Genomic DNA, 11,421 nt, shown 5'->3' with positions numbered 1-11,421 from the left:
CGGCGGGGGTGGCCGCCCCCGCGGGCGCGCGGGGGGGGGGCCGCAAACCGGGCAACGCTTCTGGTGGGGCGGGCCGGGGCCCGGCACTACCGTCGAATCGTCACACGCCCATGTAACGGCCCGGGCGGTGGTTGAACATCAGCACCAGGCTGAGCACCACCGCGCCGATCGCCGAGTACAGCACCTTCGACGGCGACAGCACGAAGAACGCGGCCACCATCAGGCAGGCGTCGTAGGACATCTGCACCTTGCCCGCGCTCCAGCCGCGGGTGCGCTGCAGGTACACCGCCAGGATACCGATGCCGCCGAGGCTGGCGCGGTGGCGGATGAAGAACAGGATGCCCAGGCCGGACAACGCACCGCCCACGATCGCCGAATACAACGGGTTGATGTGCGAGAAGTCGATCCAGCGCGGCAGCAGGTCGGTCAGCACGCCACAGGCGGTGACCGCGGCGAAGGTCTTCAGGGTGAATTCCCAGCCCATGCGCCGCAGCGCCACCCAGTAGAACGGCAGATTGACCAGCACGAACACCAGGCCGAAGTTCCAGCCCATCGAATAGTGCAGCAGGAAGGCCATGCCGGCCATGCCGCCGATCATCAGCCCACCCTTGGCGAAGATGGCCAGGCCCAGCGAGGCCACCATCGTAGCCAGCACCATGCCCTGCACGTCCTCGGCAATCGAGTGGCGAAGCGCTTTTTCGTCGGCGGTGGTGCCGGCGCTGTCGGGCGGCGGGGTCAGCGGACCAGCGGTGACCAGGTGGCCGTCAGCGTCGTCGCACGGCGCAGAGCCATGGGCGGGAAGGGACATACGGGTGGGGGAACAGCAGGTGGGGAGCGATATTAGACACGATCTGCATGACAGTTGCAGATGAAATCGTTCAGCTGCGCTCGCCCATTCAGGTTATTCCGGAGGCATCACCGGCAGCACGGCCAGCATGTCCTCGCCATCATCGTCCATGCCGGTCTCGACGAAACCGAAGCTGCCATAGAAGGCGCCCGCCACCGGATTGCGCGGGTTGTAGCAGATCTCGATCTCGGCCAGGCCGGGCGTGTCCCGGATCTGCGCCAGCGCCACTTCCAGCGCGCGCCGCCCGATGCCACGCCCCTGCCAGCGCTGATCGACCATGAAGCGCCAGATCGAGATGCGCTGCGGCGTCTCCGGCACCCACATGAAGAACCCGACCAGCTCGCCATCGGCCTGGATGGCGCGGGTCTGGTAGCCGGGATGGAATGCTGCCTGCACCAGCGACCAGGTATTGCCGGCCACGAAGTCCTGCTGCGCCTCGCTGACGTCGAGATCGCACACGGCTTCGTAGTTGTCGACGGTGATCGCGTCCAGCGTGACCTGCATGAGGGCGTCCTGCCTCGGGATGAACGCCCAGTCTGCCTGACCCCGGAGGCCGTGTAGCCTGACCCCCACACGACCGTTCAGCGCCGGGTTGCCTGCTCAGCCCTTTCCGGCCAGATGGTGCGCCACCAACGCATTGGCATGGCCGTGGCCCAGCCCATGCTCGCTTTTCAGGAAGCTGACCAGTTCCATGTGTTTCAGGCCCTTCTTGCCCGCCAGCAGCCCGAACCAGTGCGTCACCGGTTGCCCATAGGTCTTCTCGATGGAGGGGAAGTACGAGGCCGGGCCTTTCGGCTTGGTGTCAGTGCTCATGTGGAAGCTCCTTGCATTGGATGTACGGGTACGACGAACCGGGGAGCCGGAAATCGACAGATCCGTTCAATCCGGGAGCCGTATCATCCCTTCATGCCCCGTGAAAACCTCAACGACCTGCAGGCCTTCGTCCACGTTGCCCGCGAAGGCAGCTTCACCAGGGCCGCCGCCCAGCTGGGCGTTTCCCAGTCGGCGCTCAGCCATGCCATGCGCGGGCTGGAAGAGCGCCTCGGCGTGCGCCTGCTGACCCGCACCACCCGCAGCGTGTCCACCACCGAAGCCGGTGCGCGCCTGCTCGAGACCCTCGCCCCGCGCCTGGCCGAGATCGAGGACGAACTGGCCGCACTGGCCGAGTACCGCGAACGCCCGGCCGGCACCATCCGCATCAATGCCACCGGCCATGCCGCCGAATACATCGCCTGGCCGCGGCTGGCGCCATTGCTGCAGCAGTATCCGGACCTGAAGGTGGAACTGGCTGCAGACTACGGCCTGGCCGACATCGTCGCCGAGCGCTACGACATCGGTATCCGCCTCGGCGAACGGCTGGCGCGCGACATGATCGCGGTACCGGTCAGCCCACCGCTGCGCATGCGCGTGGTCGGTGCGCCCAGCTACTTCCGCCAGCATGTGGTGCCACGGCATCCGCACGACCTGGCCAACCACAACTGCATCACCCTGCGCCTGCCTACGCATGGCGGACTGATGCCGTGGGATTTCGGCCGGGACGGCAACGAACTGAGCGTGCGCGTGACCGGTCAGTGGACCTTCAACACCATGGGCATGACCCGCGCGGCTGCACTGGCCGGCAGCGGGCTGGCCTGGCTGCCGGAAGACCAGGTGCAGCCGATGCTGGACGATGGCCGGCTGCAGTCGGTGCTGGACGATTGGTGCCCGCACTTCGATGGCTACTACGCGTATTACCCGTCACGCCGCCACGTCACCGTGGCGATGCGCACGGTGCTCGATGCGTTGCGCGGGCCGATGGCTGGATGAGCTGAGGAGTGCGGACCAACGGTCCGCACCCACCTGGTGATCAGCCCTTGGCCTGCGCGGCGCGCTGCGCGTTGTAGCGCTCACCGACAATCGACACTTCATCCAGCGCCTGCGCGATGCGTTGCAGCTCCTCCGGCGCCAGCTGCAGGTCGGCCGCGCCCAGGTTTTCTTCCAGGCGATGGATCTTGGTGGTGCCCGGAATCGGCACGATCCACGGCGCCTGCGCCAGCAGCCAGGCCAGCGCCACCTGCGCCGGGGTGGCGCCACGGGCCGCAGCAATCGTGCTGATGCGATCAACCAGTGCCTGGTTGGCACGACGCGCTTCCACTTCGAAACGCGGCACGCTGTTGCGGAAGTCGTTGGCGTCGAAGGTGGTATCGGCGTTGATCGCGCCGGTCAGGAAGCCGCGGCCGAGCGGACTGAACGGCACGAAACCAATGCCCAGTTCCTGCAACGTCGGCAACAGTTCGCGCTCCGGCTCACGCCACCACAGCGAGTACTCGCTCTGCACGGCGGCCACCGGCTGCACTGCATGGGCGCGACGCACGGTGGCGGCACTGGCCTCGGACAGGCCGAAGTGGCCGACCTTGCCTTCGGCGATCAGGTCGCGCACGGTACCGGCCACATCCTCGATCGGCACGTTGGGGTCGACGCGGTGCTGGTAGAACAGGTCGATATGGTCGGTGCGCAGGCGCTTGAGGCTGGCCTCCGCCACCGCGCGGATGTTCTCGGGACGGCTGTCCAGCCCGGTATCGACGCGCGCATCCTTGAAGCCGAACTTGGTGGCGATCACCAGCCTGTCGCGGTACGGCGCCAGCGCCTCGCCGAGCAGGTCTTCGTTGGTGTAGGGGCCATACACTTCGGCGGTGTCGAAGAAGGTCACGCCACGCTCGACGGCGGCCTGCAGCAGGGCGATGCCCTGGCTGCGCTCCACCGGTTGGCCGTAGCCATGGCTCAGGCCCATGCAGCCCAGGCCCAGGGCGGAGACCTTCAGGCCACTGCGGCCGAGTTCACGTGTCTGCATCGTCGTGCTCCAGAGGGGGAGCGTTGACGATACGCCTGCAAGGGCAACCGATTGAATGGGCAGCGTTGCAGTTGGTCATGACTGGAATTCATCAATTCGCGCAGCCGCCCGCCCGTAGAGTCGAGCTTGCTCCACTCGAAAAGAACAGTCGAGCAGGCTCGACGCTACGGAACACCCAGGTCAACGGATCTCGGAAATCTCCACGCCATCCAGCCCCTGCGACAGGGTGCGGGCGTCGCCGCCCTGGCTGAGCTTGATGCGCAGGCGCACTTCGTTCTGCGAATCGGCGTAGCGCAGCGCGTCCTCGTAGCTGATCTCGCCCGCCTGGTACAGCTCGAACAGGCTCTGGTCGAAGGTCTTCATACCCAGCTGGACCGAATCCTTCATCACTTCCTTCAGCTTGTGGATCTCGCCGTCGCGGATGTAGTCCTGCACCAGCGGCGTGCCCAGCAGGATCTCCATCGCCACCTTGCGCGAGCGGCCATCGGGCGACGGCACCAGCTGCTGCGCGACCACGCCCTTCAGGTTCAGCGACAGGTCCATCAGCAGCTGGTTGCGGCGGTCTTCCGGGAAGAAGTTGACGATGCGGTCCATCGCCTGGTTGGCGTTGTTGGCATGCAGGGTGCACAGCACCAGGTGGCCGGTTTCGGCAAACGCGATGGCGTGGTCCATGCCTTCGCGGGTACGCACCTCGCCGATCATGATCACGTCCGGCGCCTGGCGCAGGGTGTTCTTCAACGCGGCTTCCCAGCTGTCGGTATCGATGCCGACTTCGCGCTGGGTGATGATGCAGCCCTCGTGCTTGTGCACGAATTCGATCGGGTCTTCGATGGTGATGATGTGGCCGGTCGAGTTCTGGTTGCGGTAACCGATCATCGCCGCCAGCGAGGTCGATTTACCGGTACCGGTGGCACCGACGAACAGGATGATGCCGCGCTTGGTCATCGCCAGCGTCTTGATGATCGGCGGCAGGCTCAGCTCTTCCACGGTCGGAATGCGCGTCTCGATGCGACGCAGCACCATGCCGACCTGGTTGCGCTGGTAGAAGCAGCTGACACGGAAGCGGCCGACACCGGACAGGCCGATGGCGAAGTTGCACTCATGGGTCTTTTCGAATTCCTCGCGCTGCGCCGGGGTCATCACGTTCAGGACCAGGTCGCGGCTCTGCTGCGGGGTCAGTGGTGTCTGGGTGATCGGCGAGATCTTGCCGTTGACCTTCATCGCCGGCGGCATGCCTGCGGTGATGAACAGGTCCGAGGCGCGCTGGTGCGCCATCAGCTTGAGGAACGAAGTGAAATCGATGGTGGTCGCGGTGGTGTTCACGGCGGGCTCCCAATGGGGCATGTACCAGGAAACGGTCGGAGGCGGAAACGGCGCGGAAACGGCGGCGCACTGGCGCCCGCCGCCCCGTTGCTGCCCGCCTTACTCGAACAGGCGCTTGTCCTTGGCGTAGTCGCGGGCCTGGTTGCGGGTGATCAGGCTGCGCTTGACCAGGTCCTGCAGGTGCTGGTCCAGGGTCATCATGCCGTACTGCTGGCCGGTCTGGATCGCCGAGTACATCTGCGCCACCTTGTCCTCGCGGATCAGGTTGCGGATGGCCGGGGTGCCGACCATGATTTCCCACGCAGCGGTACGCCCGCCACCGACCTTCTTCAGCAGCGCCTGCGAGATCACCGCACGCAGCGATTCGGACAGCATCGAACGCACCATCGGCTTTTCGCCGGCCGGGAACACGTCGATGATACGGTCGATGGTCTTGGCCGCCGAGCTGGTGTGCAGAGTGCCGAACACCAGGTGGCCGGTTTCCGCGGCGGTCAGTGCCAGGCGGATGGTTTCCAGGTCGCGCAGTTCGCCGACCAGGATAATGTCCGGGTCCTCACGCAGTGCCGAGCGCAGCGCTTCGTTGAAGCCATGCGTGTCGCGGTGCACTTCGCGCTGGTTGATCAGGCACTTCTGCGAGGTGTGCACGAATTCGATCGGATCCTCGACGGTGAGGATGTGGCCGTATTCGTTTTTGTTGATGTAGTCGATCATCGCCGCCAGCGTGGTCGACTTGCCCGAACCGGTCGGACCGGTCACCAGGATCAGGCCCTGCGGCTGCTGGATCACTTCGCGGAACAGCGGCGGGCAGGCCAGGTCCTCGAGGGTGAGCACCTCGGACGGAATGGTACGGAACACCGCACCGGCACCGCGGTTCTGGTTGAACGCGTTGACACGGAAGCGCGCCAGCGACGGGATCTCGAAGGAGAAGTCCACTTCGAGGAATTCCTCGTAATCGCGGCGCTGCTTGTCGGACATGATGTCGTACACCAGCGCGTGGACCTGCTTGTGGTCCAGGGCTGGGATGTTGATCCGGCGCACGTCGCCGTCCACGCGGATCATCGGCGGCAGGCCTGCGGACAGGTGCAGGTCGGACGCTTTGTTCTTTACGGAAAACGCCAACAGCTCGGCGATATCCATGAGCGGCTACTCCCCAATAACGGCTTCGACTGGAAGGATCTTTCCCCGGGCGGCAGTATAGCCTCCTGATTCAACGGAACGCGTTACGTGGCCACTCCCCTGCCCCAGATCCTGAGCAACCTGCACGCCGCCGCCGAGGCCGCTGGCAGGCCCGACCCACGCCTGCTGGCGGTGTCCAAGACCCAGCCGGCCGAGGCCGTGGCCGCGCTGGCCGCACAGGGCCAGCACGCCTTCGGCGAGAACTACGTGCAGGAAGCACTGGCCAAGATGCAGGCGCTGCAGCACCTGGCGCTGGAATGGCACCTGATCGGCCACCTGCAGTCGAACAAGGCCGATGCCGTGGCCAGCCATTTCGACTGGGTGCAGAGCGTGGACCGTTCCAAGCTGGTGACCGCGCTGGCACGCCATCGCCCGGCCGCGCGTGGCCCGCTGAACGTACTGATCCAGGTCAACATCGACGATGAATCCAGCAAGCATGGCTGTGCACCGGAAGAAGTGGATGCACTGGCCGCCGCGATTGCCGCCGAACCCAGCCTGCGCCTGCGTGGCCTGATGGCGATTCCCGCACCGTGGCCGGAAGCGGAGCGCCGTCGGGATGCATTCGTGCGCATGCGCACACTTTTCCAGTCGCTGGCTGCCCAGCACGCGCAGATCGACACGCTGTCGATGGGCATGAGCAGTGACTACGCCGAAGCCATCGCCGAGGGTGCCACCCTGGTACGCATCGGCACCGCCCTGTTCGGCGCCCGCCCGCGCCCGGCCTGATTTTCCAAGGAGACTTCCATGGCAGCTGATTCCATCACCTTCATCGGCGGCGGCAACATGGCCCGCAGCCTGATCGCCGGCCTGATCCGCCAGGGCGTGCCTGCCGCACACATCCACGTGGCCGAACCGATTGCAGCACTGCGCGAGTCACTGGCGGCGGACTTCGGCGTGCAGGTGCACGACAACGCCGCCGATGCCGCCGCGCACGGCCGCACCTGGCTGCTGGCGGTGAAGCCGCAGGTGCTGCGCGATGTGTGCCAGTCGCTGCAGGCGCTGGCGCAGGCGAACCAGCCGCTGGTGGTGTCCATTGCCGCCGGCATCACCAGCGCGCAGCTGGAACGCTGGCTGGGCGGCAATCTTCCGGTGGTGCGCGCGATGCCCAACACCCCGGCCCTGCTTGGCGCCGGCGTGACCGGCCTGTATGCCACGCCATCGGTGGATGCACAGCAGCACGCGCGCGCCGAACAGGTGCTGGCCAGTGCCGGGCGCACGGTGTGGATCGACAGCGAATCGCTGATGGATTCGGTCACTGCGGTGTCCGGCAGCGGCCCCGCCTACGTATTCCTGCTGGCAGAAGCGATGGAAGCGGCGGGCATAGCCCAGGGCCTGCCGGCCGACGCTGCGCGTGCGCTGGTGGTGCAGACCCTGCTGGGAGCCTCGCGCATGCTTGATGAGGCCGGTGAAAGCCCGGCCGAGCTGCGCCGTCGCGTGACCTCGCCGAACGGCACCACCCAGGCCGCGATCGAGAGCTTCCAGGCCGGTGGTTTCGAGGCGCTGGTGGACACCGCGCTGCGCGCCGCGCAGGTACGTGGGCAGGAACTGTCTGCGGCGAATGATTGATCCCGATGTGTGCCGACCAACGGTCGGCACCTACCATCATCCACGCATGGCGTGGATGTTCATTGCCCCAATGTGGCCATGACGAAATCGACGAAGCACTGCAGGCGCGGGCGCGGCCGTCGATCCGGCAGGTAGATCAGGTGCATCGGTCGCGGTTCGGGCAGGTAGTCGCGCAGCAGCGGCTTCAACCGCCCGGCCGCGATTTCGCCGGCCAGCAGCGCGGTCGGCTGCAGCACCAGCCCTGCGCCGGCCACGGCGGCCTCGCGCAACGCGACACCATCATTGCAGGTCAGGCGCGCTTCCCAGTCCACCTGTTCGCCGTTGGCCAGCTGCCAGCCATGGCCGCCGCGCCAGGCCAGGTGGCTCAGGCAGTCATGCCCGGCCAGATCCCCAGGGGTGCGCGGCGTGCCACGCCGGCGCAGATAGGACGGTGCCGCGCACAGGCTCATCGCGTACGGCGGCAACGGCCGCGCCACCACTTCCTGTGACGGCAGCGGCCCAACGCGGATTGCCACGTCGAAGCCATCCTCGATCAGGTCCACGCGGCGGTTGCTCAGGTCCAGTTCGATGTTCAGCAACGGCTGCTCACGCAATAGTCCGGACAGTACCGGCGCCAGCACGCAGCTGCCCCAGGTAGTCGGCGCGCTGACCCGCAGCAGCCCGCGGGGTTGTACCTGCAGTCCGGCCACGTCCGCCTCCGCCTGCTGCACCTGCTCCAGCACCTGCCGGCACCCGGCCAGGTAGGCGCTGCCGGCTTCGGTCAGGCGCTGGCGGCGGGTGTTCCGTTGCAGCAGCGCGGTACCCAGGTGCGCCTCCAGCTGCTGGATGTACTTGCCGACCATCACCGCCGACACCTGCAGCTGTTCGGCGGCGCCTGCAAAGCTTCCGCACTCGGCCACGGCGACGAAGGCCTGCATGCAGCGAAGCGTATCCATTGCTAATCCAGAGTTAGGAATCTGCGAAGCATACGCCGCTTACCTAACCCCACTGTGAGGGCGCAGACTGCGCCCATTCCCCCTCTCGCAAGGAACGGCCATGAAGATCCTCCTCGTCGGTGCCAGCGGCACCCTCGGCCAGGCAGTCGCCCACCAGCTCGGCCAGCAGCATCAGATCCTCGCCGCCGGCCGCAACAGCGGTGAGCTGCGCGTCGACCTGACAGACGACGCCAGCGTCGCCGAACTTTTCGCGCGCACCGGTCCGGTCGATGCAGTGATCTCCACCGCTGGCAAGCTGCACTTCGGTCCGCTGAAGGACATGACACCCGAGCAGTTCAACCTCGGCCTGCAGGACAAGCTGCTGGGCCAGGTGCGGCTGGCACTGGTCGCCCAGCACCACCTCAACGCCGGCGGCTCGATCACCCTGACCAGCGGCATCGTCAGCGCACAGCCGATCCGCGATGGCGCCAACGCCACCTCGGTGAATGCCGCGCTGGAAGGCTTCGTGCGTGCCGCCGCGTTGGAGCTGCTGCCGCGTGGCCTGCGCATCAACGTGGTCAGCCCGAACGTGCTGATCGAATCGATGGCGGCTTACGGGCCCTACTTCCCCGGCTTTGAAGCGGTGAGCGCACAGCGCGCGGCACTGGCCTTCCAGCGCGCGGTGGAAGGCATCCAGAGCGGCGAGACGATCACGGTCTGGTAAGAAAAAGGGGACGGAGGGGATTAAGTCGTTTGTGCACTTGCGACTTAATCCCCTCCGTCCCCTTTTTGTCGGTCACTCCCAGCGCATCGGGCCGTCGCCGCGTTCGCCGAGGACGTCTTCGGGGTTGGCCAGGCGGCAGCGCTGCAGCGACAGGCAGCCGCAGCCGATGCAGCCGGTCAGTTCATCGCGCAGCAGTTCCAGCATGTGGATGCGCTCCTCCAGCTCGGTGCGCCAGCGCGCGGACAGCTTGGCCCAGTCGGCCTTGGTCGGCGCGCGGCCCTCGGGCAGGCTTTCGAAGGCACGGCCGACAGCTTCCAGTGGCATGCCCACCCGTTGCGCGACGCGGATCACGGCCAACCGTCGCAGCACATCACGGCTGTAGCGCCGCTGGTTGCCCGAGGTGCGCAGGCTGCTGATCAGCCCCTTGCGCTCGTAGAAATGCAGCGCGGAAACCGCCACGCCACTGCGCTGGGAGACTTCGCCAACGCTGAGTTCCTGGGAAACCATTGCTTGACCTAAACTGCAGTTGAGGTGGCATGCTGCTATCTTCGCCGCCAGTTGACAAGCGCGGCCCGCATCTGACTCGTATGTCCCCCACTCTTTCGCCCGCCGACGCCCGTGCGCCGGCTGATACGTCGATCCTGTCTCCCCGCTATCGCGCCACCACCATCGGCATGGTGGCACTGGTGGCGCTGCATGCCTTCGAGGCCCTGGCGGTGGCCGCCGCCATGCCGACCGTGGCCGAGGCGCTGGATGGCCTGCGCCTGTATGCGCTGGCCTTTGGCGGCACCCTGGCCACCAGTGTCATCGGCATGACCCTGGCCGGACGCTGGGCCGACCTCCATGGGCCAGCTCGGCCGCTGTGGTATGGCCTGGGCTGCTTCGTGCTGGGCCTGCTGCTGGCCGGCTTCGCCATGCGCATGGGCATGCTGGTGGCCGGGCGCCTGCTGCAGGGCCTGGGTGCGGGCGCGATCTCGGTTTCACTGTACGTTATGGTCGGGCGCAGCTATCCCGAGCACCTGCGCCCGAAGGTATTCGCCGCGTTCTCGGCCGGCTGGGTGGTGCCGTCGATGATCGGCCCCGCGCTGAGCGGGTTGATCGTGCAGCATCTCGGCTGGCGCTGGGTGTTCCTGGCGGTACCCCTGCTGGCGGTCCCGGCCGCGCTGCTGCTGCGCCCGGCGCTGGCGCGCATGCAACCGACCGATGCAGGAAACAGCGACGATGGTCGCGGCAACGTGGTGCGTTGGGCCAGCGGCGCCTCGCTGGCGGCGCTGCTGCTGTACTTCGGTGGCCAGCAGCGCGGCCTGCCCGCCCTGCTCTGCATTGGCGCAGCGCTGCTGGCGCTGCTGTTCTGCGTGCACCGCCTGCTGCCGGCCGGCACGCTGCTGCTGCGCCGCGGGTTGCCCAGCGTGATCGCGCTGCGCGGCATCGCCGCTGCGGCCTTCTTCGCCTGCGAAGCCTATCTGCCGCTGCTGCTGCAGCGCGAACGCGGACTCTCGCCCAGCTGGGCCGGCGCGGTGCTCAGTCTTGGTGCACTGGGCTGGTTCGCCGGTTCATGGCTGCAGGGCCACCAGCAGCGCGGCTGGTCACGCCAGCAGCTGCTGCGCGTTGGCACACCGCTGATGACGATCGGTATCGCCGCCACACTGGCCGTGCTGTTCAACGCAGTGCCGCTGCCGGTGGCATTGGTCGGCTGGGCCATGACCGGCTTCGGCATGGGCATGATCTACGCTAGCCTGTCGGTGCTGACGCTGTCGTTGTCCGCACCGCACGAGCAGGGTGCCAACACCTCGGCGCTACAGTTGAGCGAGGCGCTGTCGGTGACCACCGCGCTGGCGGTTTCCGGTGCGCTGTTCGCGCTGTTCGTGGAAGCCGCGCCACACACCGGCTACCTGTTGTGCCTGGCGATCACCTTCGGCCTGGCGCTGCTGGCCACGGTGATCGCACGACGGGTGTAGCACCGCCGCATTGCGGTAGTGCCGGCCGCTGGCCGGCAACCTCCGCGCACTCGGGAATCCCGTGATGATGCCGGCCAGCGGCC

13 protein-coding genes are annotated in these 11,421 nt (G+C 67.0%); 5 read left to right on the top strand and 8 right to left on the bottom strand.

What is annotated here, in order from left to right:
* Positions 1-100: 100 nt before the first annotated feature.
* The 3 genes from ABE423_RS12200 to ABE423_RS12190 all read right to left on the bottom strand — a co-directional run bounded on the left by ABE423_RS12200 (position 101) and on the right by ABE423_RS12190 (position 1,660).
* A complete protein-coding gene (locus ABE423_RS12200; RefSeq protein WP_012510275.1) occupies positions 101-808 on the bottom strand; it encodes a YitT family protein in 708 nt (235 codons plus the stop codon).
* Between the two features lie 93 nt (positions 809-901).
* Positions 902-1,351 (bottom strand): GNAT family N-acetyltransferase, encoded by a 450-nt coding sequence (locus ABE423_RS12195; RefSeq protein ID WP_100437447.1) that lies wholly within the window; start codon positions 1,349-1,351, stop codon positions 902-904.
* Positions 1,352-1,447: 96 nt separating this feature from the next.
* Entirely contained in the window at positions 1,448-1,660 is a 213-nt protein-coding gene (locus tag ABE423_RS12190; protein WP_005408372.1) for a DUF4287 domain-containing protein, read from the bottom strand.
* Between the two features lie 93 nt (positions 1,661-1,753).
* Here ABE423_RS12190 and ABE423_RS12185 point away from each other — a divergent pair, with 93 nt between their 5' ends.
* Positions 1,754-2,653, top strand: a complete 900-nt coding sequence (locus ABE423_RS12185; protein WP_293799554.1) for a LysR family transcriptional regulator — start codon at positions 1,754-1,756, stop codon at positions 2,651-2,653.
* Positions 2,654-2,693: 40 nt separating this feature from the next.
* Here the strand turns inward: ABE423_RS12185 and ABE423_RS12180 are convergent, their stop codons facing one another.
* From ABE423_RS12180 to ABE423_RS12170, 3 genes are all read right to left on the bottom strand, one after another.
* Positions 2,694-3,677 (bottom strand): aldo/keto reductase, encoded by a 984-nt coding sequence (locus tag ABE423_RS12180; RefSeq protein WP_182267359.1) that lies wholly within the window; start codon positions 3,675-3,677, stop codon positions 2,694-2,696.
* A 180-nt stretch (positions 3,678-3,857) separates the two neighbouring features.
* Positions 3,858-5,021 (bottom strand): PilT/PilU family type 4a pilus ATPase, encoded by a 1,164-nt coding sequence (locus tag ABE423_RS12175; protein WP_049400675.1) that lies wholly within the window; start codon positions 5,019-5,021, stop codon positions 3,858-3,860.
* Positions 5,022-5,099: 78 nt separating this feature from the next.
* Positions 5,100-6,137, bottom strand: a complete 1,038-nt coding sequence (locus tag ABE423_RS12170; protein WP_006422551.1) for a type IV pilus twitching motility protein PilT — start codon at positions 6,135-6,137, stop codon at positions 5,100-5,102.
* Between the two features lie 87 nt (positions 6,138-6,224).
* Here ABE423_RS12170 and ABE423_RS12165 point away from each other — a divergent pair, with 87 nt between their 5' ends.
* Both ABE423_RS12165 and proC read left to right on the top strand, forming a co-directional pair.
* Entirely contained in the window at positions 6,225-6,902 is a 678-nt protein-coding gene (locus tag ABE423_RS12165; protein WP_125895217.1) for a YggS family pyridoxal phosphate-dependent enzyme, read from the top strand.
* An 18-nt stretch (positions 6,903-6,920) separates the two neighbouring features.
* A complete protein-coding gene (proC, locus tag ABE423_RS12160) occupies positions 6,921-7,742 on the top strand; it encodes a pyrroline-5-carboxylate reductase (RefSeq protein WP_125895219.1) in 822 nt (273 codons plus the stop codon).
* A gap of 59 nt (positions 7,743-7,801) precedes the next feature.
* Here proC and ABE423_RS12155 read toward each other — a convergent pair whose 3' ends face one another.
* Entirely contained in the window at positions 7,802-8,677 is an 876-nt protein-coding gene (locus ABE423_RS12155; protein ID WP_049421550.1) for a LysR family transcriptional regulator, read from the bottom strand.
* Positions 8,678-8,777: 100 nt separating this feature from the next.
* On the opposite strand from ABE423_RS12155, the gene ABE423_RS12150 reads away from it, so the two are divergent.
* Complete coding sequence (locus ABE423_RS12150) at positions 8,778-9,380, top strand: short chain dehydrogenase (protein ID WP_125895221.1); 603 nt, start codon at positions 8,778-8,780, stop codon at positions 9,378-9,380.
* Between the two features lie 72 nt (positions 9,381-9,452).
* Here ABE423_RS12150 and soxR read toward each other — a convergent pair whose 3' ends face one another.
* Entirely contained in the window at positions 9,453-9,887 is a 435-nt protein-coding gene (gene soxR, locus ABE423_RS12145) for a redox-sensitive transcriptional activator SoxR (protein WP_032127734.1), read from the bottom strand.
* A 29-nt stretch (positions 9,888-9,916) separates the two neighbouring features.
* On the opposite strand from soxR, the gene ABE423_RS12140 reads away from it, so the two are divergent.
* On the top strand, positions 9,917-11,338 hold the full coding sequence (locus ABE423_RS12140) for an MFS transporter (protein ID WP_346486163.1): 1,422 nt from the start codon (positions 9,917-9,919) through the stop codon (positions 11,336-11,338).
* The last annotated feature ends 83 nt before the right edge of the window (positions 11,339-11,421 follow it).

Origin of the sequence: Stenotrophomonas sp. TWI1409 (assembly GCF_039673015.1) — a bacterium.
GTDB classification, from domain to species: domain Bacteria; phylum Pseudomonadota; class Gammaproteobacteria; order Xanthomonadales; family Xanthomonadaceae; genus Stenotrophomonas; species Stenotrophomonas maltophilia_A.
Note: the sequence above shows the minus strand (reverse complement) of the source record. Positions and strands in the feature narration are given on the sequence as shown.